At 72.3% G+C, this 24053-nt stretch carries 20 protein-coding genes; 14 read left to right on the top strand and 6 right to left on the bottom strand.

Translation table 11 applies throughout. The annotated features are described in order from the left end of the window. The first annotated feature begins 74 nt into the window (after positions 1 to 74). Entirely contained in the window at positions 75 to 1079 is a 1005-nt protein-coding gene (locus J4E96_RS15395; RefSeq protein ID WP_227422949.1) for a sugar phosphate isomerase/epimerase family protein, read from the top strand. 130 nt (positions 1080 to 1209) lie between these two features. Here J4E96_RS15395 and J4E96_RS15390 read toward each other — a convergent pair whose 3' ends face one another. Further along, entirely contained in the window at positions 1210 to 2781 is a 1572-nt protein-coding gene (locus J4E96_RS15390; RefSeq protein ID WP_227422948.1) for an HNH endonuclease signature motif containing protein, read from the bottom strand. Positions 2782 to 2876: 95 nt separating this feature from the next. Here J4E96_RS15390 and J4E96_RS15385 point away from each other — a divergent pair, with 95 nt between their 5' ends. Further along, on the top strand, positions 2877 to 3290 hold the full coding sequence (locus J4E96_RS15385) for a pilus assembly protein CpaE (protein ID WP_227422947.1): 414 nt from the start codon (positions 2877 to 2879) through the stop codon (positions 3288 to 3290). A gap of 20 nt (positions 3291 to 3310) precedes the next feature. Here the strand turns inward: J4E96_RS15385 and J4E96_RS15380 are convergent, their stop codons facing one another. Both J4E96_RS15380 and J4E96_RS15375 read right to left on the bottom strand, forming a co-directional pair. Then, entirely contained in the window at positions 3311 to 3976 is a 666-nt protein-coding gene (locus J4E96_RS15380) for a response regulator transcription factor (RefSeq protein ID WP_227422946.1), read from the bottom strand. Further along, the gene (locus J4E96_RS15375; RefSeq protein ID WP_227422945.1) at positions 3970 to 5397 is read right to left on the bottom strand and encodes a sensor histidine kinase; all 1428 of its coding nucleotides are present in this window, start codon (positions 5395 to 5397) and stop codon (positions 3970 to 3972) included. The genes J4E96_RS15380 and J4E96_RS15375 overlap by 7 nt, the downstream gene beginning before the upstream one ends. A 90-nt stretch (positions 5398 to 5487) precedes the next feature. Here J4E96_RS15375 and gatC point away from each other — a divergent pair, with 90 nt between their 5' ends. From gatC to J4E96_RS15350, 5 genes are all read left to right on the top strand, one after another. Then, a complete protein-coding gene (gene gatC / locus J4E96_RS15370; protein WP_227422944.1) occupies positions 5488 to 5784 on the top strand; it encodes an Asp-tRNA(Asn)/Glu-tRNA(Gln) amidotransferase subunit GatC in 297 nt (98 codons plus the stop codon). Then, positions 5784 to 7343 carry an Asp-tRNA(Asn)/Glu-tRNA(Gln) amidotransferase subunit GatA gene (gatA, locus tag J4E96_RS15365; RefSeq protein ID WP_227422943.1) on the top strand — a complete coding sequence of 520 codons (1560 nt, stop codon included), beginning with the start codon at positions 5784 to 5786 and terminating at the stop codon, positions 7341 to 7343. The genes gatC and gatA overlap by 1 nt, the downstream gene beginning before the upstream one ends. After that, positions 7340 to 8863 (top strand): Asp-tRNA(Asn)/Glu-tRNA(Gln) amidotransferase subunit GatB, encoded by a 1524-nt coding sequence (gene gatB, locus J4E96_RS15360; RefSeq protein WP_227422942.1) that lies wholly within the window; start codon positions 7340 to 7342, stop codon positions 8861 to 8863. The genes gatA and gatB overlap by 4 nt, the downstream gene beginning before the upstream one ends. 6 nt (positions 8864 to 8869) lie before the next feature. Continuing rightward, complete coding sequence (locus tag J4E96_RS15355) at positions 8870 to 9415, top strand: GNAT family N-acetyltransferase (protein WP_227422941.1); 546 nt, start codon at positions 8870 to 8872, stop codon at positions 9413 to 9415. Positions 9416 to 9499: 84 nt separating this feature from the next. Further along, positions 9500 to 11071 (top strand): peptide MFS transporter, encoded by a 1572-nt coding sequence (locus tag J4E96_RS15350; protein WP_227422940.1) that lies wholly within the window; start codon positions 9500 to 9502, stop codon positions 11069 to 11071. Between the two features lie 7 nt (positions 11072 to 11078). Here the strand turns inward: J4E96_RS15350 and J4E96_RS15345 are convergent, their stop codons facing one another. Continuing rightward, the gene (locus J4E96_RS15345) at positions 11079 to 11693 is read right to left on the bottom strand and encodes a DoxX family protein (protein WP_227422939.1); all 615 of its coding nucleotides are present in this window, start codon (positions 11691 to 11693) and stop codon (positions 11079 to 11081) included. A gap of 155 nt (positions 11694 to 11848) precedes the next feature. On the opposite strand from J4E96_RS15345, the gene J4E96_RS15340 reads away from it, so the two are divergent. Then, the gene (locus J4E96_RS15340) at positions 11849 to 12877 is read left to right on the top strand and encodes a 2-hydroxyacid dehydrogenase (protein WP_227422938.1); all 1029 of its coding nucleotides are present in this window, start codon (positions 11849 to 11851) and stop codon (positions 12875 to 12877) included. A gap of 15 nt (positions 12878 to 12892) precedes the next feature. Here the strand turns inward: J4E96_RS15340 and J4E96_RS15335 are convergent, their stop codons facing one another. Then, entirely contained in the window at positions 12893 to 13897 is a 1005-nt protein-coding gene (locus J4E96_RS15335) for a LacI family DNA-binding transcriptional regulator (protein WP_227422937.1), read from the bottom strand. A gap of 27 nt (positions 13898 to 13924) precedes the next feature. Next, the gene (locus J4E96_RS15330) at positions 13925 to 14737 is read right to left on the bottom strand and encodes a MerR family transcriptional regulator (RefSeq protein ID WP_227422936.1); all 813 of its coding nucleotides are present in this window, start codon (positions 14735 to 14737) and stop codon (positions 13925 to 13927) included. 168 nt (positions 14738 to 14905) lie between these two features. On the opposite strand from J4E96_RS15330, the gene J4E96_RS15325 reads away from it, so the two are divergent. The 6 genes from J4E96_RS15325 (at position 14906) to J4E96_RS15300 (ending at position 24048) form a co-directional block, all read left to right on the top strand. Further along, positions 14906 to 15580, top strand: coding sequence for a 4a-hydroxytetrahydrobiopterin dehydratase (locus tag J4E96_RS15325; RefSeq protein WP_227422935.1), 675 nt, complete (start codon positions 14906 to 14908; stop codon positions 15578 to 15580). 69 nt (positions 15581 to 15649) lie between these two features. Next, positions 15650 to 17404, top strand: a complete 1755-nt coding sequence (gene ilvD, locus J4E96_RS15320) for a dihydroxy-acid dehydratase (protein ID WP_227422934.1) — start codon at positions 15650 to 15652, stop codon at positions 17402 to 17404. Between the two features lie 24 nt (positions 17405 to 17428). Beyond that, on the top strand, positions 17429 to 19249 hold the full coding sequence (locus J4E96_RS15315) for a glycoside hydrolase family 13 protein (RefSeq protein WP_227422933.1): 1821 nt from the start codon (positions 17429 to 17431) through the stop codon (positions 19247 to 19249). Positions 19250 to 19336: 87 nt separating this feature from the next. After that, complete coding sequence (locus tag J4E96_RS15310) at positions 19337 to 21595, top strand: carbon starvation CstA family protein (RefSeq protein WP_227422932.1); 2259 nt, start codon at positions 19337 to 19339, stop codon at positions 21593 to 21595. Then, a complete protein-coding gene (locus tag J4E96_RS15305) occupies positions 21595 to 21846 on the top strand; it encodes a YbdD/YjiX family protein (protein ID WP_227422931.1) in 252 nt (83 codons plus the stop codon). Before J4E96_RS15310 ends, J4E96_RS15305 begins: the two co-directional genes overlap by 1 nt. Before the next feature lie 306 nt (positions 21847 to 22152). Further along, complete coding sequence (locus J4E96_RS15300; protein ID WP_227422930.1) at positions 22153 to 24048, top strand: acetolactate synthase large subunit; 1896 nt, start codon at positions 22153 to 22155, stop codon at positions 24046 to 24048. Positions 24049 to 24053 lie beyond the last annotated feature (5 nt).

Raw genomic sequence — 24053 nt, 5'->3', positions numbered from 1 at the left:
GGCCGGTCCGTCGCACGGCCGGACATAGCGCGGCCGTCCGGTTCACAGTCCAGCGTCAAGGTAAGGAGCAGACCATGGCACGACCGATCACGTTGTTCACCGGGCAGTGGGCCGACCTGCCGTTCGAGGAGGTCGCGCGGCTCGCCTCGCAGTGGGGCTACGACGGCCTGGAGGTCGCCTGCTGGGGTGACCACCTGGATCCGTGGCGCGGCGCCGAGGACGACGCGTACATCCGCTCGAAGCTGGACCTGCTGGAGAAGTACGACCTCTCGGTCTACGCGATCTCCAACCACCTCCTGGGTCAGGCGGTGTGCGACGACCCGATCGATCAGCGCCACCGGGGGATCCTCTCGGATCGGGTCTGGGGCGACGGCGAGCCCGAGGGCGTCCGGGAGCGCGCCGCGGAGGAGATGAAGGCCACGGCCCGGACCGCGGCGCGGCTCGGAGTCCAGACCGTCGTCGGCTTCACGGGCTCCTCGATCTGGAAGTACGTCGCGATGTTCCCGCCCGTCTCGCAGGAGCTCGTCGACGCGGGTTACCAGGACTTCGCGGACCGGTGGAACCCGATCCTCGATGTGTTCGACGAGGTGGGGGTGCGGTTCGCGCACGAGGTGCACCCGAGCGAGATCGCGTACGACTACTGGACTACCGTGCGGACGCTCGAGGCGATCGAGCACCGTCCGGCGTTCGGGCTCAACTGGGATCCGAGCCACTTCGTCTGGCAGGACCTCGACCCCGTCGGGTTCATGTGGGACTTCAGGGACCGGATCTACCACGTGGACTGCAAGGACGCGAAGCGCCGGGTCGGCAACGGGCGCAACGGACGGCTCGGTTCGCACCTCGCGTGGGCCGACCCGCGCCGCGGCTGGGACTTCGTCTCGACCGGGCACGGCGACGTCCCCTGGGAGGACAGCTTCCGGATGCTGAACACCATCGGGTACGACGGCCCGATCTCGGTCGAGTGGGAGGACGCCGGGATGGACCGGCTCGTCGGTGCGCCCGAGGCGTTGGCCTTCGTGAAGCGGCTCGCGTTCGACCCGCCCACGGCCGCCTTCGACGCCGCCTTCAGCTCCCGCTGAGGGCGACGGTCGCTCCGCTGACGGCGCCGGCCGCTCCCGCTGACGACCCCGTCAGCCTTGTCCGCTCAGAAGGCCTCGCGGCGCAGAAGGGTTCGCGACTCAGAAGGCCTCGCGGCTCGCTGCTCGCGGTTCAGAAGGGTGGGTCGTCGGGCTGGGGCGTGTGGAGCCAGGGCCGGTCGGGGTTGGCGTCGGTCGAGGGTCGCTTGTAGCGGTGTTTGGTTGGTGAGGTCCACCACGTGTCGCCGGTGGAGGTGTCGAGGTCGGGGTGCCAGCCGCCGTAGGTCTTGGCCCGGTGATGGTGACGACACAACGAGTGGACGTTCTCCGCGCAGGTCTGCCCGCCGAGGTCGGGGTGGTCGTGGTCGTAGGGGTCGCGGTGGTCCAGGTCGCATCGCCACGCCGGCATCCGGCACCCCACGAACGTGCAGGTCTTGTCCCGGGCCAGGACGGTGCCGGTCAGGTCGGCGCCGGGCCGGTACCCGCGCGGCCCGATCCCGGTCACGCACCCGGTGGCGGGGTCGGTGAAGATCCGCCGCCACGTCGCGTCCGCCGCGATCGCCCGCACCAGGTCTGCGGGGATCGGCCCGTACCCGGCCAGCTCCCCGGGCACCTCATCCAACCCCAGCAACGTGGTCGCGGCGGCGGTCACCTGCAGGTGCGGTCGACGCCCGTGCTCGGTCTTCAAGACCCCGCCAGCCCTCGGAGTCCCGCCGGCCTGACCCGCTGTCCCGGGACCCGGTCCCGCTGTGCCTGGTAGTGCGGTGGTGGGGGCGATGCCGTTGTCGAGGATGTCGGCGCAGAGGTCGGTCAGGGCGTCCGCGCGCCGCGCCGCCACACCGCGTGGGTCGGCGGGGTCGGCGGAGGCGGCGATGGCGTCGATCGCGGTGTAGATCGTCATCGCGTCCTTGGCGGGCAGGTACGCGGTCAACCACGCCATCACCCCCGGCGCCGGGCTGACCCGCACATTCCTGTCGGCGGCGTCGCGGGCGTGGCGTTCGGCGACGGCGGCCGGGTTCACGGTCAGCTCGACCTTGCGCAGGCGCGCCTTCAACGCCGGCACCGTCAAACCCGCCGCGACCGGCAGCACCGCGTCCAGCACGGCCGCGGCCGCGTCGCCGTCGAGGTGCCCGACCCCGTCGACCAAGGCGGTCGCCTTGCGGTGATCGATCACCCCAACCGCCAACGCCTCGCGCACCGCGGGCCACGCCTGCAGTGAGGTCCCGAGGCTGACCTTTGCCTCCGCCACCGACCGGGACATCACCAGCACCGACGCGACCTCATCACCCACGAACTCACCCAGACGCTGCGCATCCCGCCGACGGGCCAACTCGGCGATCATCTCGCCCTGCCGCGCCGCAGCCAACGACGTCACGCGCTCCCAGGCGGCGATCGCCTCGATCAACACCGCATCATGCACGTCCCCCGGGGACAGGCCCTCGAGCAGGTCCACCAGCGACGAGCCGGGCGCCTGCCCCATCAACGCCGTAGCCAACGCGACCTGATCGATCGGCCCCGCAATGCACGACCCCGCCGCCGCGGCCTGCGCCAACGCCGCCCCCGCCTCCGCGAACACCCGCCCGAGCAACAGCCCGAACGCCACATCCACCGACACCGGCAGCACGCCAGCACCGGTGGCGCCCGCGACCGCCGACCCGGCCCCCGCCGGGGCCCCCGCTACCTCGTCATCGCTCGGTTCGAACATGTGTACAGACTAGGACACACCACCCACACGCACCCCGCCTATCCACACCCCGGGCACCCCGCGCGCTCCCGGCCGACCCGTCAGATACTGGCGCGGTGATCTCCATCGACCTCGCCCTGCGGCTGCACGCCGCCGGCGTCCGCTGGCAGCCGCGCTCGGGCGACCAGTTCACGATCCTCGCGCCCGAGCTCACCGGCGAGATCTTCACGATCAGCGACATGATGATCGAGGCGCACGAGTTCCCGACCGGCACCGTCCTCGGCTTCAACGGCACGACGGAGTGGGCCCTGGACTCGGTGGCACAGGACGACGCGCTCTGGCTGCCGCGCGAGGACCAGCTGCGCACGATGCTCGGCGGCACGTTCCGGTCGCTCGCGGCGGCGCAGGCGTTCTACCGCGTCACGACCAGCTCGCTCTCCGGGGGCGAGCTGACCTTCGAGGCGGACTCGGCGGACGAGGCCTACGGGCAGGCCCTGCTCGCACTCATCGGATCCGGCCTGCACGGCTGAGAACCACGAACGGGTCTCCCTCAGCTGGCCCCGCGCAGCCAGGCCAGCACCGCGAGGACCCGGCGGTGGTCCTCCTCCGACGGCGGCAGGCCAAGCTTCGTGAACACGTTCCGGATGTGTTTCTCGACCGCGCCGTCGCTGACCACGAGGTGCTGGGCGATCGCCGCGTTGGACCTGCCCTCGGCCATGAGCCCGAGCACCTCTCGCTCGCGTGGGGTCAAGCCGCCGAGCGGGTCCGCGACGCGCCGACGCACGAGCAGCTGCGCAACCACCTCGGGGTCGATCGCCGAGCCCCCGCCCGCGACCCGGGACAACGCGTCCTCGAGCGAATCGAGGTCCTGCACTCGGTCCTTGAGGAGGTAGCCCACCCCGCCGAGGCCGTCGGCGAGCAGGTCGCGCGCGTACGACTCCTCCACGTACTGCGACAGCACGAGCACGCCGAGCCCCGGCTGCGCCCGCCGCGCCTCGACCGCGGCGCGGAGGCCGTCGTCCGTGAACGTGGGGGGCATCCGCACATCCACGACGGCGACGTCGGGGCGGTGCGCGAGCACCGCAGGGACGAGTTCGTCGGCGTTGTCGACCGCTGCGACGACGGCGTGGCCCGCCTCCTCGAGGAGGCGGACCAGGCCCTCGCGCAGCAGGACGGAGTCCTCCGCGAGCACGATGCGCAACGACCGGCTCAGCACGGCAGCTCGGCGACGAGCCGGGTCGGCCCGCCGAGCGGGCTGTCGATCGAGAGCGTGCCGTCGAGCCCGGCGACGCGGTCCGACAGGCCCGCGAGCCCGTGACCCTTGGCGATGTCGGCGCCCCCGGTGCCGTCGTCGTCGATCACGACGCGCAGCACCTCCGCGCTGTCGGCTCCCCGCACGCGTCGCAGGCTCACCGCCGCCGACGACGCCCCGGCGTGCTTCGTGGTGTTCGTGAGCGCCTCCGAGACCACGTAGTACGCGGCGTTCTCCACGGCCGCGGGCGGGCGCGGACCGGCGCCGAGATCGACGTCGAGCCTTGTCGCGAAGGGCGTGCGTGCCGTGACCGCGGCGAGCGCGGCCTCGAGCCCGCGGTCCGACAGGATCGGCGGCGCGATTCCGCGGGAGAGGGCGCGCAGCTCGGCGAGCGCCTCGCTCGCCTGCATGCGCGCCAGCCCGAGGAGCTCCCGCGCGGCCGCCGGGTCGTCGTCCAGCCGGCGCTCCGCGACGGACAGGTCCATGCCGAGCCGGACGAGCCGCTGCTGCGGCCCGTCGTGCAGGTCTCGCTCGAACTGCCGCAGGGCCTGCGCCTCGGCCGATGCCGCTGCGACGCGGCGTTCGGTGAGGTCCTCGACGCGCTCCTCGAGCGCGCGCCGGGAGGACCCCGACAGCAGCAGGTCGGCCCACGCCGCCTGCAGGTTCGCGCAGCCACGCACGACCGGGACGAGCGTCGCGGCAAACGCGAGGCCGACGAGGAGGTTGAACAGCGAGTCCGAGATGGGCAGGTTGAGCAGCTCGGGCAGCGTCGTGTTCGAGTCGGGCGCGGAGTCGGGCAGCCACCGGGTCCAGAACCAGTACGTGAGGCCGCCGAGCGTGCCCGCCCACCAGGTGAGGACGATCGACCAGGTCGCGATGGCGATCGGCAGCACGAGGATCCCGTGCAGCACCTCCGCCCACCGGCTCCGGTCGGCCAGCAGGGTGAGCATCCGGCGCAGCCACGAACGCCCCGTGACCTTGGCCCGGCGGCGAACCGGTGTCAGTGGCGTGCCGCGTAGCACGAGCCGTGACCGCTCGAGCGATGCGAAGCCTGAGGCGACGGCGAGCGTGGCCACCGCGACAGGGATGCCGATCACGGTGATCAGCAGCCCGGCGGCCAGGGACAGGCCCGTGACGAGCACGGCGAACGAGGCGATCGCGATCGGCAGCGCCGCGAGGACGTAGGCGGAGTCGCGGCCGAGCCGGCCCAGCAGGCTCGGGGTGCGGGCGGCGGCGGGCGGCTCGGTGCGGGCGCGACCGGGTGCTACGTCCGGCGCCGCGCCTTGTGCTGCGCCCGGCGCCGCGCCGGGTGCTGGGGCCGGTGCCGCTGGCCCGGAGGCGGCAGCCTGGATCGGGAGCGAGGGGATCGTGGGGTTGGAGTTCATGCCTCGATCCTTCTGCGCGCCGGGGGTGCCGGTCGATCCGGTGACCATGCGTTCTCAGGGTAGGGCTAGCCCCCGACTAGACTCGGGTCCATGTCCACCATCTCCCGCGACGAGGTCGCGCGTGTGGCCGGGCTGGCCCGGATCGACCTGACGCCCGCTGAGCTCGACCGCCTCGCGGGTGAGCTCGACGTGATCGTCCAGTCGGTCGCACGGGTCAGCGAGGTTGCCACCGCTGACGTACCCGCCACCAGCCATCCCCTCCCGATGACCAACGTCTTCCGCGCCGACGTGCCGGAGCCGGCGCTGGCCCAGGCGGACGTCCTCGCGGGCGCCCCCGCCGCCGACCAGGGCAAGTTCCTGGTCCCCCAGATTCTCGAGGAGGACTGATGACCGCGGAGTCCACCGATCTCACCCGCCTGAGCGCCGCTGCGCTCGCGACCAAGCTCGCCGCCGGAGAGGTCTCGAGCGTCGAGGTCACCCGCGCGCACCTCGACCGCATCGGCGACGTCGACGGGGCCGTGCACGCGTTCCTGTACCTCAACGGCGACGACGCGCTCGCCACGGCCCGCGACGTCGACGCCCGGCGGGCCGCGGGCGAGCCGCTGCACGTTCTCGCCGGCGTGCCGATCGCCGTCAAGGACATCGTCGTGACGAAGGGCATGCCGACCACGGCCGGCTCCAAGATCCTCGAGGGCTGGGTCCCGCCCTACGACGCGACGATCACGACCCGCCTGCGCGCCGCCGGCCTGCCGATCCTCGGCAAGACCAACATGGACGAGTTCGCGATGGGCTCGAGCACCGAGCACTCCGCGTACGGCAACACGCACAACCCGTGGGACCTCGACCGCATCCCCGGCGGGTCCGGCGGCGGCAGCGCCGCGGCGGTCGCCTCCTACGAGGCCCCGCTCGCGATCGGCACCGACACCGGCGGCTCGATCCGCCAGCCGGGCGCCGTCACCGGCACGGTCGGGGTCAAGCCGACCTACGGCAGCGTGTCCCGCTATGGCCTCATCGCGCTGGCCTCGAGCCTGGACCAGGCCGGCCCCGTCACGCGCACCGTCCTTGACGCCGCGCTGCTGCACGAGCTCATCGGCGGGCACGACCCGCGCGACTCGACCTCCATCGACGAGCCCCTCCCGGCGCTCTCGGCCGCGGCCCGCCGCGGCGCGAGCGGCGACCTGACCGGCGTCCGCGTCGGGGTCATCACCGAACTGGGCGGCGAGGGCTACTCCGACGGCGTGCGCGCGCGCTTCGAGGAATCCCTCGACCTGCTGCGCGGCGCCGGCGCCGAGATCGTCGAGGTCTCCTGCCCGCACTTCGAGTACGCCCTCGGCGCGTACTACCTGATCCTGCCGGCGGAGGCCTCGAGCAACCTGGCCAAGTTCGACGGCATGCGATTCGGCCTGCGCGTCACGCCCGACGGCAGCGACGGTCTCGCCGTCACCGCTGAGCGCGTGATGTCCGCGACCCGCGGCGCGGGCTTCGGCGACGAGGTCAAGCGCCGGATCATCCTGGGCACCTACGCGCTGTCCGCTGGGTACTACGACGCGTACTACGGCAGCGCGCAGAAGGTTCGCACCCTCATCCAGCGCGACTTCGCGGCCGCTTTCGAGAAGGCCGACGTGCTCGTGTCACCGACGGCGCCCACCACCGCGTTCAAGCTCGGCGAGAAGCTCGACGACCCGCTCGCGATGTACCTCAACGACGTCGCGACGATCCCGGCGAACCTCGCCGGGGTGCCCGGCATGTCGGTCCCCAACGGCCTGTCCGACGACGGTCTGCCCGTCGGCCTCCAGATCCTCGCCCCGGCGAAGGCCGACGACCGGCTCTACCGGGTCGGCGCCGCGCTCGAGGCGTTGCTCGAGAGCCGCTGGGGCGGCCCGCTGCTCGGCCGCGCGCCCGAGCTCGCCCGCAGTCCTGCGATCTCCCTGGAGGCGTCCCGATGAGCACCACGACCCACGGCCCCGTCGAGCTGATGGACTACGACGACGCGATCGAGCGCTTCGACCCCGTGTTCGGGATCGAGGTGCACGTCGAGCTCGGCACGAAGACCAAGATGTTCGACTCGGCGCCGCAGGAGTTCGGCACCGAGCCCAACACCGCCGTCTCGCCGACGTCGCTGGGCCTGCCCGGCTCGCTCCCGGTCGTCAACGGCACCGCCGTCGAGTACGCAATCCGGATCGGCCTCGCGCTCAACTGCCAGATCGCCGAGTCCTGCCGGTTCGCGCGCAAGCAGTACTTCTACCCGGACGTGCCGAAGAACTTTCAGACGTCGCAGTTCGACGAGCCCATCGCGTTCGATGGTCACCTCGACGTCGAGCTCGCGGACGGCACGATCTTCCGGGTCGAGATCGAGCGCGCGCACATGGAGGAGGACGCCGGCAAGAACACGCACGTCGGCGGCGCCACCGGCCGCATCCAGGGGGCGGAGTACTCGCTCGTCGACTACAACCGCGCGGGCATCCCCCTGGTCGAGATCGTGACGCGCCCGGTCGAGGGCGCCGGCGCCCGGACCCCCGAGATCGCGCGCGCCTACGTGCAGTCGCTGCGCGACATCTTCCGCGCGCTCGGCGTCTCCGAGGCCCGCATGGAGCGCGGGAACGTCCGCGCCGACGTCAACCTCTCGCTGCGCGACACCCCGCAGTCCCCGCTCGGGACGCGCACCGAGACGAAGAACGTCAACTCGTTCCGCTCGGTCGAGCGCGCCGTGCGCTACGAGGTCACCCGCCAGGCCGCGCTGCTCGCGGCCGGCGGCTCGATCACGCAGGAGACGCGGCACTGGCACGAGGACACGGGCACGACGACGGCGGGCCGGATCAAGTCGGACGCCGACGACTACCGCTACTTCCCCGAGCCGGACCTCCTGCCCGTCGCGCCGAGCCGGGCGTGGGTCGAGGAGATCCGCGCGAGCCTGCCGGAGATGCCCGTCGCGCGGCGGCACCGTCTGCAGGGCGTCTGGGGCTTCGCCGACGCCGAGATGCGCGACGTCGTCAACGCTGGCGCGGTCGACCTCATCGAGGCGACGATCGCGACAGGTGCGAGCCCGGCGTCGGCCCGCAAGTGGTGGATGGGGGAGCTCGCGCGGATCGTCAAGACGACCGACGGCGAGCTCGAGGACCTGCCGATCACGCCGACGCAGGTCGGCGAGCTCCAGGGCCTGGTCGACTCCGGCAAGATCAACGACAAGCTGGCCCGCCAGGTGCTCGAGGGCGTGCTGGCGGGGGAGGGGTCCCCGGCCGAGGTCGTCGCGGCCCGCGGGCTCGGCGTCGTGTCCGACGACGGCGCGCTCCTCGCCGCGATCGACGAGGCGCTCGCCGCGCAGCCGGACGTCGCCGAGAAGATTCGCGGCGGCAAGATCCAGGCCGTCGGAAGCGTCGTCGGCGGGGTCATGAAGGCGACCCGCGGGCAGGCGGACGCGGGCCGCGTGCGCGCCCTGATCCTCGAGAAGCTCGGCGTCGAGGGCTGATCCGGGATGATCAAGCCCACCCTCGAAGGTGAGCTCGTCCGGCTGCGGCCGATCGGCGCCCGCGACGGCGGCGGACTCTGGGAGATCGTCAGCGACCCCGAGAGCCGGCGCGTCACGGGCCAGACGGCCGCGTTCACGCGCGCCGAGGTCGACGCATGGTGCGCGACCGTCGCCGACCGGGACGGCCGGATCGACCTCGCCGTGACCGCGAGCGGCTCGGACGACTTCCTCGGCCAGATCGTGCTCAAGGACATCGACGAGGCGCGCGGCTGCGCGGACCTGCACCTGTCGATGCGGCCGTCGACGCGCGGGCGGGGCTACGGCGGCGACGCGATCGGGCTGGTGCTCGGCCTCGCGTTCGACGGCGTCGGCCTGCACCGCGTCGGGCTCGAGGTGCTCTCGATCAACACGCGGGCGCAGGCGATCTACGAGGGCATGGGCTTCGTCGTCGAGGGGCTGCGGCGCGACGCGTACCGCGACGGCGACGGCTGGTGCGACGCGGTCGAGATGGGCATCCTCGAGGACGAGTATCGGTTCGGGCTGCCCGCGTAGCCCGGCCGTCCCTGCACACCCAAGGCAGGGTCACGCGGGACTTTGGCGTCAGTCACGCCGAAGTCACCGCGAGATAATAGAACGATGACCAATGATCCCCTGTCCCCCGCGCCGTCGGTGGTGCCGCTCAGCCGCGGCTTCTTCGGCCACCCGCGCGGGCTGATGACGCTGTTCACCACGGAGCTGTGGGAACGGTTCAGCTACTACGGGATGCGCGCCATCCTGCTGTACTACTTGACGGATGCCGTCGCCGACGGCGGGCTCGGGATCGGCGAGACCACCGGCCTCGCGGTGGTCTCGATCTACGGCGCCTCGGTCTACCTGCTCTCGGTCGTCGGCGGCTGGCTCGCGGACCGCGTGCTCGGCGCGCGCCGCTCGACCCTGTACGGCGGCCTCGTCATCGCGGCCGGCCACGTGCTCCTGTCGATCCCGGGCGCGGGGTTCTCCTACCTCGGCATCGTGCTCGTGGCGCTCGGCACGGGGCTGCTCAAGCCCAACGTATCGAGCATGGTCGGCGAGCTCTACTCGCGCGAGGACACCCGCCGCGACTCGGGCTTCTCGATCTTCTACATGGGGATCAACCTCGGCTCGCTCGTCGCGCCGTTCGTCGTCGGCGCCGCGCGCGCGGCGGGTGGCTTCCACGCGGGCTTCTCGGTGGCCGCCGTCGGGATGGGCATCGCGCTCGCGTTCTTCGTCGCGGGCCGCAAGCTGCTCGGGGAGGCGGGCGACGGCGCCCCCAACCCGCTGCAGCCGGCCGACCGGCCGCGCCTGGTGCGCACCTTCGGGATGATCGTCACGGGCATCGTCGCCGTGGCGCTCGTCGCGCGGCTGATCTCGGGCTCGTTCGGGGTCACCACGATGATCGACACGCTGTCGGTGCTCGCGTTCGCGGCGCCCGTCGCGTACTTCGTCGTGATGTTCCGCTCGCCCAAGGTCAGCGCGCCCGAGCGGTCGCGCCTGATGGCGTACGTGCCGCTGTTCGTCGCCGCGATGCTGTTCTGGATGATCTTCGAGCAGGCGGCCACGACCCTCGCGAGCTTCGCCGCGAACCGCACCGAGCTGTCGATCTTCGGCTGGGAGTTCGCGCCCGAGTTCTTCCAGTCGGTGAACCCCGCGACGATCATCCTGCTCGCGCCGGTGTTCGCGTGGCTCTGGCTGCGCACCGGCGGCCGCCCGCCGACGGCGGCGAAGTTCGCCATCGGGCTGACCTTCGCGGCCGTGTCGTTCCTGTTCCTCGCGGGCGCCTCGGCGGTCGCGGGCGACGGCAAGTCGCCCGCCTGGGTGCTGATCCTCGTCTACGTCGTGCAGACCCTCGGCGAGCTGTGCCTGTCCCCGGTCGGGCTCGCGGCCGCGACCCTGCTCGCCCCCCGGGCCTTCCGCAGCCAGGCCATGGCGCTGTGGTTCCTGGCTCCCGCGGCGGGGCAGGCCATCACCGCGCAGCTCGTGACGGCGACCGAGGGCACCTCGGACACGCTGTACTTCGGTGCGATCGGCGCCGTCGCGCTCGTGTTCGCGCTCGCGCTGTTCGCGCTCGCGCCGTGGGTGACCCGGCACATCCGGGACGGCGCCGAGACCACCGAGGAGGTCGCGGTCGCCCAGGAGGTCGCCGAGGCAGCCGACGCCGCCGACGCCGAGGTCGTGCGCGCCGAGAGGTGAGCGGCCGTTAGCGCAGCCAGCCGTTCCTGGACACGAGGTCCAGCGCGGCCCAGCGGCGCCCGAGGCCCCAGGTGTCGCCGGAGCGCAGCACCGCGCACGCGATCAGGACGAGCGCGTACACGATGTGGTAGTCGATCAGCGGGTTCGTCGAACCCTGCTGGAGCGGCCACTCGGCGAGCCACATCGACAGCATGAGGAGCGTGCCGGCGGCGGCGCTGACCCGAAGCCCGATCCCGAGCATCACGGCGGCGCCGACGCCGAGCAGCGCGAGCATGAACAGCCAGTCGCTCGCGGGGCTGGCGATCGAGGCGAAGAAGTCCTGGAACGGGCCGATCGTCGCGAACGTCAGGAACCCCTGGCTCGGCGTGCCGCCCTCGAGCCAGGACAGGCTCGGGGTGCCCTCGGCGACCGCGGCGCCGGTCGAATAGTGCAGGCCGAAGGTCTTGTCGAGGAACGCCCACAGGAAGATGAAGCCGACGGCGAGCCGGCTCGCCGCCAGCACGTGCCGGCCGGCGCTCGAGGTGACGACGTCGGTGTCGATGAGCGTCGCGGGGTGGGGCGCGGCGCCGCCGCCGGCCGCGCTGACGCCGTGGGGAGAACCGGTGGAGCGGTGCGTGGACATGAGCTGCCTCCTTGCAGGTCGCGTGTGCAGGGTCGGGGCCTTTCGTCCTAGTGCGGGTCCCGATACAACCCACTCTGGAGCGTCCGGCAGGGCCGGGTCGCGGGCCGTTGGTCCTGTGTTTCGTCCTGCGCGGCGATCCGCGAGAGACTCTCGGGGTGCCCGCCCCCGTCGCTGCCGCTGCCGCTGCCCATGCCGATCCTGCCGATCCTGTTGCCCCGGCCGAATCCGCCGATTCCGCCACGGCCCCGCGGCGCGGGTCGCTCACGGTGACCGTGCCCGACGCCGCGACGCTCGCCGACCTCGTCCCCCCGCCCGGGGTGCGGCTCGTCGTCTGGGACCTGCGCCGGCCGCTGGACCCCGACGTCGCGCGCGAGGTGGACGCCGTCGTCGTGCCCCCGTACTTCCTCGACCCCGCGGGGTTCGGGCGCCTGCGCGGGCTGCCCCGGCTGTCCTTCGTGCAGCTTCCCAGCGCGGGGTACGAGCACGTGCTGCCGCACCTGCCGCCCGGGATCACGCTCGGCAACGGGCGGGGCGTGCACGACGACGAGACCGCCGAGCTCGCGCTCGCGCTCGTGCTCGCGTCCCAGCGCGGCCTCGACGACGCGCTGCGTCAGCAGGCCGCCGGCGTCTGGACGTCCCGGGTGCGGGCCTCGCTCGCCGACCGGCGCGTGCTCGTGCTCGGCCACGGCTCGGTCGGGTCCGCGATCGTGGCGCGGCTCGAGCCGTTCAAGGTCGACATCGTCCGCGTGGCCCGCACGGCCCGGGACGAGCCGGGCGGCCACGTGCACGGCGTGAACGAGCTGCCCGAGCTGCTCCCGACGGTCGACGTGGTCATCGTCATCGTCCCGCTCACCCCGGAGACCGAGCGGCTCGTCGACGCCCGGTTCCTGGCGCTGATGCCCGACGGCGCGCTGCTCGTGAACGTGGCTCGCGGCAAGGTCGTCGACACCGCGGCGCTGCTGGTCGAGCTCGAGTCCGGCCGCCTGCGCGCCGCGCTCGACGTGACCGACCCCGAGCCGCTGCCGGCCGGCCATCCGCTGTGGGCGGCGCCCGGCGTGATCATCACCCCGCACGAGGGCGGCAACACGACCGCGAGCCACTCGCGCATGGTCGCGGTCATCCAGGCCCAGCTCGGGCGCCTCGTCGCCGGCGAGGCGCCGGCCAACGTCGTCGCGCAGACCTGAGGCGAGCGCGGCCGCTCAGGGCGCGCTGCACGACCCCCGGGAGATGAGCTCGGTGGGCAGCCGGCGGTGGGTGTCGGCGACCTCGTCGCCGTTGACCAGTGCGATGAGCAGGCGCATCGCCTCGACGCCCATCTGCTGGATCGGCTGGCTGATCGTCGTCAGCGCCGGCGTGGACAGCGCCGCCTCGGGCACGTTGTCGAAGCCGACGACGGAGAGGTCGGCCGGGATCGACAGGCCGAGCGACCGGGCGACCTCCATCGTCTTCAGGGCCGAGAGGTCGTTCGCGGCGAAGATCGCCGTCGGCCGGTCGGCCATCGTCAGGAGCTCGCGCGCGGGCTGGTCCGCCGACTCCTCGCGGTACCAGCCGACGCGGATGAGGTCCGGGTCGACGGGCAGGCCCGCGGCGGCCAGCGTGCTGCGGTAGCCCTCCTCGCGCAGTCGTGCGGACTCGAGGTCGGGCCGGCCCGCGAGGAAGCCGATCCGGCGGTGCCCGAGCCCGAGCAGGTGCTCGGTCGCCAGGACCGCTCCCGCGAGGTTGTCGGAGTCCACGGTCGGGAGCGCGGACGGCCCCGTGTGGGGGTCGACCGCCACGACCGGGATCCGGTACTCGTCGTCGATGACGGTTGGCGTCACGAGGATCGCGCCGTCGATCAGCGTGCCGCTCAGGCGCGAGAGGTAGCGCCGCTCCCAGCCGACGTTCCCGCCCGCCCGGCCGCCGCCGGAGTACGCCAGGAGCTCGTAGCCGCTGCCCCCGATCGCCTTCGACAGGCCCTTGAGGAGCTCGGTGCTGAACGGCTCGAACTCGGCGAGCAGCACGCCGATCACGTTGGTCCGGTGCGAGCGCAGGCTCCGGGCCACGAGGCTCGACTCGTAGCCCAGCTGCTCGATCACGGCCCGGACCCGCTCCGCGGTCGCGACGGCGACGCCGTAGCGACCGTTGAGCACCTTCGACACGGTCGCGACCGAGACGTCGGCGGACCGGGCGACGTCGATGATCGTGGCTCTTCCCTGAGACCTCACGCGCCTGAGCCTAGGGCCACATCCGGGTTACCCGGGCAGCGTTGTGGCGAAGCGGCCCATCGCGTCGCGCAGGTACTCGGCGAGCCCGGGCGCCACGGCGTCGTACGTCGCCGTGAAGCGCGGGTCGTCGACGTACAGCTGGCCCAGGCCGGCGTAGGACGCGCGGTTCGGGGTCCAGAACGTGCCGACCTGCGCGTGGTGCCGCGCGACGAGCGCCTGCACCCGCTCGTGGTCCGGCGCCAGGGCGTCGGCCATCGCGGCGGCCAGGCCGGCGTTGATCGCCGCGGTCTCGCCCCGGAACGCCTCCTGGCCCGCCGGCCCGAGCCGGGCCCAAGCGGCGTGGCTGCGGTCGACCGGCTCGTCCCCCCAGCGCTCGCGCGCCTCGATGTCGTACTGGCTGTTGTCGAAGCCCTCGTAGAGCTTGTCCGCTGCCATGTCCTCGCCTTTCTCGAGTGCCGTGATGGTGGCCGAGACCGTCCGGGCGAGCCGGGCGAACCGGTCCCGCTCGGCGAGCAGCCGCTCGTGGTGCTCGCGCAGCCGCGCGAGCATCCGGGCGCCGTCGTCGCCGGCGCCGGCTGTCCCGTCGGTGCCGGCGGGTTCGCCGCCGCCGACGCCGGCACCCAGGATCTCCGCGACCGTCGGCAGCCCGACGTCCAGCTCGCGCAGGACGAGGATCTGCTGGAGCCGGAGCAACTCGCGCCGCCCGTACACCCGCCGCCCGCCCGCCCCGACGGCCGACGGCGCGAGCAGCTCGATCGCGTCGTAGTGCCGCAGCGTGCGCGACGTCACGCCGGACAGGCGAGCCAGCTCGCCGATCGTCCAGCTTCCCTCGCTCGGCATGCGTTCCTCCCCGGGTACCGGTCGCGGTCGACCACCGTCGAGGGCGGCGGTTCCGCCCTCGGATCGACACCCTAGAAGTTGACGCTACGTCAACTGCAACCCCCGCGCGCCGGACCGCCAGGCGGATGTCGGTGGGCGCGTGACGGCGGGCGGTGCGACAGTGGCCGGATGGCAACCAGACTGACGGACGGGGCGGCGCAGGGCTCGGTGGACGAGCGGCACTGGCGGGTCGTCCAGCGCCGGCTGCACGCCAGCTTCCGCACGGGCGACTTCGCGCGCGGGGTCGAGCTCGTCGCCCGGATCGGCGACCTCGCCGAGGCGGCCGGGCACCACCCCGACCTCGATCTGCGCTATCCGCGCGTGCACGTCGTGCTCACCACGCACGACGCCGGCGGGCTGACGGGCAAGGACGTCGCCCTCGCGCGGGAGATCTCGGCCGTCGCGGACGAGCTCGGGTTCGCGGGTGATCCGACGCGCCCCGCGGTCGTCGAGATCGCGATCGACGCCCTGCAGATCCCGGCGGTGCAGCCGTTCTGGCGCGCGGTGCTCGGCTACCGCGACGAGGTGCTGCCCCCGTCCGAGGGGCTGAGCCCGGCGGTCGTCGACCCCGACGGGATTGGGCCGACCGTCTGGTTCCAGCAGATGGACGCGCCCCGGCCGCAGCGCAACCGGATCCACGTCGACGTCGACGTGCCGCACGACGTCGCGCAGGAGCGCGTGGCGGCGGCGATCGCCGCCGGCGGCCGGCTGGTGTCCGACCGGCGCGCGCCCGCCTTCTGGGTGCTCGCCGACCCCGAGGGCAACGAGGCCTGCGTGTGCACGTGGCAGGCGCGTGAGGGCTGACATGTGCCTGGTGTGTCCGCGAGGCGACCGGACGAAGCGGCCTGCCACCTGCCGATCTAGACTCGCGCCATGACGGCGACGACCGAGCCCACGGCTAGCACGAGCACCACGTCCACCCCCGGCGCCGGGCGCGGCGCGATCGACATCAAGCCCCGCAGCCGGAAGGTGACCGACGGCATCGAGGCGACGGCCGCGCGCGGGATGCTCCGCGCCGTCGGCCTCGGGGACGAGGACTTCGCGAAGCCCCAGATCGGGGTCGCGAGCTCGTGGAACGAGATCACGCCATGCAACCTGTCCCTCGACCGGCTCGCGAAGGCCGCGAAGTCCGGCGTGCACGCCGCGGGCGGCTACCCGCTCGAGTTCGGCACGATCTCCGTCTCCGACGGGATCTCGATGGGCCACGAGGGCATGCACTTCTCGCTCGTGTCGCGGGACGTCATCGCGGACAGCGTCGAGATCGTCATGCAGGCCGAGCGGCTCGACGGCTCGGTGCTGCTCGCCGGGTGTGACAAGTCGCTGCCCGGGATGCTCATGGCGGCCGCGCGGCTCGACCTCGCCTCGGTGTTCCTGTACGCCGGCTCGATCATGCCGGGCTGGGTCAAGCTCTCCGACGGCACCGAGAAGGACGTCACGATCATCGACGCGTTCGAGGCCGTCGGGGCCTGCGCGAAGGGCCTGATGAGCACCGAGGACCTTGGCCGCATCGAGCGGGCCATCTGCCCCGGCGAGGGCGCGTGCGGCGGGATGTACACCGCGAACACGATGGCGTCCGTCGCCGAGGCGATGGGGATGTCGCTGCCCGGTTCCGCCGCGCCGCCGTCGGCCGATCGCCGCCGCGACAACTTCGCGGTGCGCTCGGGCGAGGCCGTCGTCAACCTGCTGCGGCTTGGCATCACCGCGCGCGACATCATGACCAAGCACGCGTTCGAGAACGCGATCGCCGTCGTGATGGCCTTCGGCGGCTCGACCAACGCCGTGCTGCACCTGCTCGCGATCGCGCACGAGGCGGAGGTCGACCTCACGCTCGACGACTTCACCCGCGTCGCCGCCAAGGTCCCGCACCTGGGCAACCTCAAGCCGTTCGGCCAGTACGTCATGACCGACGTCGACCGCGTCGGCGGCGTGCCCGTCATCATGAAGGCCCTGCTCGACGCGGGCCTCATCCACGGCGACTGCCTGACCGTCACCGGCAAGACCGTCGCCGAGAACCTCGCGGACATCAACCCGCCGGACCCCGACGGCAAGATCCTGCGCGCGCTGGACAACCCGATCCACAAGACCGGCGGGATCACGATCCTCAAGGGCTCGCTCGCCCCCGACGGCGCGGTCGTGAAGTCCGCGGGCTTCGACTCGGACGTGTTCGAGGGCACCGCGCGCGTGTTCGAGCGCGAGCGCCTGGCGCTCGACGCGCTCGAGGACGGCACGATCGTGGCCGGCGACGTCGTCGTCATCCGGTACGAGGGCCCGAAGGGCGGCCCGGGCATGCGCGAGATGCTCGCGATCACCGGCGCCATCAAGGGCGCGGGGCTCGGCAAGGACGTCCTGCTGCTCACGGACGGCCGCTTCTCGGGCGGCACGACCGGGCTCTGCGTGGGGCACGTCGCGCCCGAGGCCGTCGACGCCGGCCCGATCGCGTTCGTGCGCGACGGCGACCGCATCCGCCTCGACATGGAGAGCTCGCGGCTCGACCTGCTGGTCGACGACGCCGAGCTCGCCGCGCGGCGCACCGGCTGGGCTCCGCTGCCCCCCACCTACACGCGTGGCGTGCTCGCGAAGTACGCCAAGCTCGTCCAGTCGGCCTCGACCGGCGCGGTCCTGATCTAGGCGCCCTGGGGGAGGGAGAGTCACGTGAGCGACGAGCCCACCGCGAGCGCGCCCTGGTGGACCAGCGCCGTCGTGTACCAGGTCTACCCGCGCAGCTTCGCGGACTCGAACGGCGACGGGATCGGCGACCTGCGCGGGCTCCAGGGCCGACTCGACCACCTCGAGCGGCTCGGGGTCGACGTGATCTGGCTGTCCCCGGTGTACCCCTCGCCGCAGGACGACGCCGGATACGACATCAGCGACTACCGCGGGATCGACCCGGTGTTCGGCACCCTCGCGGACTTCGACGCGCTGCTCGCCGACGTGCACGCGCGCGGCATGAAGCTCGTCATGGACCTCGTCGTGAACCACACCTCCGACGAGCACCCGTGGTTCGTCGAGTCGCGGTCCTCGCGGGACAACCCCAAACGGGACTGGTACTGGTGGCGGGACGCGCGCCCGCACCTCGAGCCCGGTACGCCGGGGGCCGAGCCCACGAACTGGGAGTCGGCGTTCTCTGGGCCGGCGTGGCACCTCGACCCGGCGACCGGCCAGTACTTCCTGCACCTGTTCTCCCGCAAGCAGCCTGACCTCAACTGGGAGAACCCGCAGGTGCGCGAGGCGATCTACGCGATGATGCGCTGGTGGCTCGACCGCGGCGTGGACGGCTTCCGGATGGACGTCATCAACATGATCTCGAAGGCCGTGGCGCTCGACGGCTCGCTGCCCGACGGCAGCGTGCGCGCCGGCGGCCGGTTCGGCGACGGCCACCCGCACTACGCCAACGGGCCGCGGATCCACGAGTTCCTCCACGAGATGCACCGCGAGGTGTTCGCGGGCCGGGGCGACCGGCTGCTGACGGTCGGGGAGATGCCGGGCGCAACGGTCGACGACGCGGTGGCGTACACGGACCCCGCCCGCGGCGAGGTCGACATGGTGTTCCAGTTCGAGCACGTCGGGCTCGACCAGGGCGCGACGAAGTTCGACGTGCGCCCGCTGCGGCTCACCGACCTCAAGGCGTCGTTCGGGCGCTGGCAGGCCGGGCTCGCCGAGACGGGCTGGAACAGCCTGTACTGGGACAACCACGACCAGCCCCGGATCGTGTCGCGCTTCGGGGACGACTCGGACGCGCACCGCGAGCTGTCCGCCACGATGCTCGCGACTGTCCTGCACCTGCACCGCGGCACGCCGTACGTCTACCAGGGCGAGGAGCTCGGGATGACGAACGCGCACTTCGAGCGCATCGACTCCTACCGCGACATCGAGTCCCTCAACTACGTCGCGCAGGCCCGCGCGGACGGCGCCGACGAGGGCGCGTTGCTCGCGGCCCTGCGCGCCATGAGCCGGGACAACGCCCGCACACCGGTGCAGTGGGACGCGGGTCCGCACGCGGGGTTCACGACCGGCACGCCGTGGATCGACGTGAACCCGAACCACGACCGGATCAACGCGGCCGCGCAGGTGGCGGACCCGGCGTCGGTCTACCACCACTACCGGCGCCTGATCGAGCTGCGGCACACGGTGCCCGCCGTCGCCCTCGGCGACTTCACCATGCTCGCGCCGACGGACGAGGCCGTGTACGCCTTCACACGCCGGCTCGGCGACGTCGAGCTGCTGGTGCTCGGCAACTTCACCGGCGAGAACCAGACCGTCGACCTGTCGGACGCGCGATCCTGGGATTCCGCCGAGCGCCTCATCGGCAACTACCCCGACTTCGTCGGGCCGCGGGCGGCCGTGCCGGATATGTCCGCACCTGGGCCAATAACGACGCAATTGCCGCCCGCGGAATCCGCGCACAATGCTGCCGCGTCAATCGAGCCGGGGCGACTGCGCCCCTGGGAGTCGCGAGTTTATCGCCGAGCATAGAATGCGCCGCTGTTAGAATTCTGTGCGTCATGCTGACGCCGGCCGCACGGGTTCGGGCGCGGTGACGTCACGCATCACGGAGAGCCCATGGCCGACACCGGCGTCGAGCTTGTTCGCACAGATCCTGCGTCACCCCCGGTCGGGGTGATCGACACGAATCCCATCACGGGCCGGAAGAAATTGCTGTTCGCCGCGATCGGGCTGCTCGGGGCGATCTCGTGGGCGATGGTCGCGTTCGTCCGCGGCGAGAGCGTGAACGCGGTCTGGTTCGTCCTCGCGGCGGTGTCGACCTACATCATCGGCTACCGGTTCTACGCGCGCCTGATCGAGTACAACGTCGTCAAGCCCCGCAACGACCGGGCGACCCCCGCCGAGACGTACGACAACGGCAAAGACTTCATGCCGACCGACCGTCGCGTGCTCTTCGGCCACCACTTCGCTGCCATCGCAGGTGCCGGGCCGCTCGTCGGGCCTGTGCTCGCGGCCCAGATGGGCTACCTCCCCGGGACGATCTGGATCATCTTCGGCGCGGTGCTGGCCGGCTGCGTGCAGGACTATCTCGTCCTGACCCTCTCGGTCCGCCGCGGGGGCCGCAGCCTGGGCCAGATGGCCCACGACGAGCTCGGACGCGTCGGCGGGACCGCGGCGCTCATCGGCGTCTACGTCATCATGATCATCGTCATCGGCATCCTCGGGCTCGTCGTCGTGAACGCCCTCGCGGCCAGCCCGTGGGGCGTCTTCTCCATCGCCATGACCATCCCGATCGCCCTTTTCATGGGCGTCTACCTGCGGACCCTCCGGCCGGGGAAGGTCTCCGAGGTCTCCGGGATCGGACTCGTGCTGCTGCTGCTCGCGATCATCTCCGGCGGCTGGGTCGCCGAGACCTCGTGGGGCCAGGCCTGGTTCACGCTCGAGCCCGTGACGATCGCCTGGTGCCTCATCGGCTACGGCTTCGCGGCCTCGATCCTGCCCGTGTGGCTGCTCCTCGCGCCCCGCGACTACCTGTCGACCTTCATGAAGGTCGGCACGATCGCCCTGCTCGCGGTCGGCATCCTCGTCGTCCGCCCGGAGATCCACGCCCCCGCCGTCACGACCTTCGCGATCGAGGGCACCGGTCCGGTGTTCGCTGGCTCGCTGTTCCCGTTCCTGTTCGTCACCATCGCGTGCGGGGCGCTCTCGGGCTTCCACTCGCTCATCGCCTCGGGCACCACGCCGAAGATGCTCGAGAAGGAGGGCCAGGCGCGGATCATCGGCTACGGCGGCATGCTCGTCGAGTCGTTCGTCGCGATCATGGCGCTCGTCACCGCGCTCGTCATCGACCAGCACCTCTACTTCGTCATGAACGCCCCGGCTGCCCTCACGGGCGCCGACCCGACGGTCGCGGCGGAGTACGTCAACGGGCTGGGCCTCGGCGGCACGCCGATCACCCCCGCCGAGATCTCCCAGGCCGCGACGAACGTCGGCGAGGCCTCGATCATCTCGCGCACCGGCGGCGCTCCGACCCTCGCGATCGGCATGTCCCAGGTGCTGTCGGGCGTCTTCGGCGGCTCCGCGCTCGCGTCGTTCTGGTACCACTTCGCGATCATGTTCGAGGCGCTGTTCATCCTCACCACCGTCGACGCCGGCACCCGGGTCGCCCGGTTCATGCTCTCGGACACCATCGGCAACCTGGGCGGCGCGGCCAAGAAGTTCCGCGACCCGTCCTGGCGCGTGGGCGCCTGGCTCTGCTCGGGGCTCGTCGTGGCGTGCTGGGGCGCGATCATGCTCATGGGCGTGACCGATCCCCTCGGCGGCATCAACACGTTGTTCCCGCTGTTCGGGATCGCCAACCAGCTGCTCGCGGCGATCGCGCTCACGGTCGTGACCGCTGTCCTGGTCAAGCAGGGGCGGGGCAAGTGGGCCTGGATCGCGGGCGCGCCGCTCCTGTGGGACCTCGTCATCACGATGACGGCGTCGTACCAGAAGATCTTCTCGAGCAACCCGAAGATCGGGTACTGGGCGAACCACCAGGCCTTCCTCGATGCGAAGGCCTCCGGTGCCGAGTCGTTCGGCTCCGCGGCCGACCCACAGGCGATCGACGCGGTGATCCGGAACACGTTCATCCAGGGCACCCTGTCGATCGTGTTCGCCGTCCTGGTCCTGATCGTGGTCGGGGCGGCCGTGGCCGTGATGGTCAAGTCGAGAAGGCTCGGCGGGATGCCGACGAGCGAGGATCCCGAGCTGCCGTCGCACCTGTTCGCCCCGAACGGGCTCCTCGCGACGCCGGCCGAGAAGGCCGTGCAGGCGGAGTGGGACGCGCTCGGCCGCGACGGTGGTCGCACGCCGGTTCCGACCGGTAGGCACTGATGGCGTCGCCCGCACGGCTCGGCGGGACCGTGCGGGCGCGCCTGCGCCCGGCGGCGGCCGCCTCCGTGCGGGCGCTCGCCCGTGCCGCGGGCGGCGTCCGGTGGTACGCCACGACCCTCATGGGGGACCACGACTACGCGCGCTATGTGGCGCACCTCGCCCGCACGCATCCGGGGACCGCACCCGAGACCGAGCGGGCGTACTGGCGGTCCCGGCACGACGACTCGACGCCGCAGGCCCGCTGCTGCTGACGGCACGGTGTCGCCGGCACCCGCAGTCGCCGGCGTCCATCCTGTGGGCATGTGAACCACGATGTGAGACGCAGGGCTTCCGGAGTGACACGGGTGGCCGCGGCGGCGTAAGGTGCGACGCATGCAGGCGATCCTTCTCTCAGCGTCCGGCCTCGTCGTCGTGGCCGGGCTTGTAGTTATCGGGCGCGCGGGCTGAGGCCATTCCACTAGGCCCCGCCAGCGCGCTTCCCCCTCGCCCAGCCCGTACGCGGGCCGAGGGGTTTTTTTGTGCCCCGCACGTGCAACGCCGAATTCAGGGAGACATCGATGGTCCAGGGACACCATCCGGCACCACCGCGCACGGCCGGCGCCCACGGCGTCGTCCCGAGCGTCGTTCCGCGCCCGCCCGGCCCGGACGCGCTCGTCGAGCGCGTGGCCGCCGCGGCGTCGTCGTCGCCCGTGGCCGCCGGGCCCGAGCAGGTCACGGGCGCGCAGGCGATCGTGCGGTCCCTCGAGGAGTCCGGCGTCGACGTCGTCTTCGGCATCCCGGGCGGCGCCGTCCTGCCGCTGTACGACCCGCTGATGGACTCGACCCGCGTGCGCCACATCCTCGTGCGGCACGAGCAGGGCGGCGGGCACGCGGCCTCGGGCTATGCGCACGCAACCGGCCGGGTCGGCGTCTGCATCGCCACCTCCGGGCCCGGCGCCACGAACCTCGTCACCCCGATCGCCGACGCGAACATGGACTCGATCCCCATGGTCGCGATCACGGGCCAGGTCGGTGCGTCGTTCATCGGCACCGACGCCTTCCAGGAAGCTGACATCGTCGGCATCACACTCCCGGTCACCAAGCACAACTTCCTCGTCACCAACGCCGACGACATCCCGCGGGTCATCGCCGAGGCGTTCCACATCGCCTCGACGGGACGGCCGGGGCCCGTGCTCGTCGACATCTCGAAGTCGGCGATGCAGGCGCAGACGACGTTCAGCTGGCCGCAGCAGCTCAACCTGCCCGGGTACCACCCCGTGACCAAGCCGCACTCGAAGCAGATCCGCGAGGCCGCCCGCCTGCTCGCCACGGCGCGCCGGCCCGTCCTGTACATCGGCGGCGGCGTGATCCGCGCGGGTGCCTCGGCCGAGCTGCGCGCGCTCGTCGACGCGTCCGGCGCGCCGGCGGTCACCACGCTCATGGCCCGCGGCGCGCTGCCCGACTCCCACCCCCAGCACCTGGGGATGCCCGGCATGCACGGCACGGTGACGGCGGTCGCGGCGCTGCAGAAGGCCGACCTGATCGTCGCGCTCGGGGCCCGCTTCGACGACCGCGTGACCGGCAAGCTCTCGAGCTTCGCGCCGAACGCGACCGTCGTGCACGCCGACATCGACCCCGCCGAGATCGGCAAGAACAAGGCGGTCGACGTGCCGATCGTGGGCGACCTGCGCGAGGTGCTCGCGGACCTGCTGCCCGAGCTCGCGCGCGAGCACACGCGCCACGGCAAGCCGGACCTCGAGGGCTGGTGGCGCCAGATCGACGACTGGCGCGAGACGTTCCCGTTGGGCTACACCGACCCCGACGACGGGCACCTGGCGCCGCAGCATGTGATCCAGCGCATCGGCGAGATCTCCGGCCCGGAGTCGATCTTCGTGGCCGGGGTCGGCCAGCACCAGATGTGGGCGGCGCAGTTCATCAGGTACGAGCGCCCCAACTCCTGGCTCAACTCGGGCGGCCTCGGCACGATGGGCTTCGCCGTGCCGGCCGCGATGGGCGCCAAGGTCGGCGCGCCGGACCGGACGGTCTGGGCGATCGACGGCGACGGCTGCTTCCAGATGACCAACCAGGAGCTCGCGACCTGCACGATCAACGACATCCCGATCAAGGTTGCCGTGATCAACAACTCCTCGCTCGGCATGGTCCGCCAGTGGCAGACCCTGTTCTACAACGAGCGGTACTCCAACACCGACCTCCACACGGGGCACGGCACGCGGCGCGTGCCCGACTTCGTCAAGCTCGCGGACGCGTACGGCGCCGTCGGCCTGCGGTGCGAGTCCAAGGCAGACGTCGACGCGACGATCCGGCGCGCGATGGAGATCAACGACCAGCCGGTGGTCGTCGACTTCACGGTCTCGCCCGACGCCATGGTCTGGCCGATGGTCGCCGCCGGCGTCAGCAACGACGAGGTCCAGTACGCCCGGGGCATCTCCCCGGCGTGGGACCGCGAGGACTGAGGGGA

Source organism: Pengzhenrongella sicca (genome assembly GCF_017569225.1).
In the GTDB taxonomy this organism is placed as follows: domain Bacteria; phylum Actinomycetota; class Actinomycetes; order Actinomycetales; family Cellulomonadaceae; genus Pengzhenrongella; species Pengzhenrongella sicca.
This window is presented reverse-complemented; position numbering and strand designations above follow the sequence as displayed.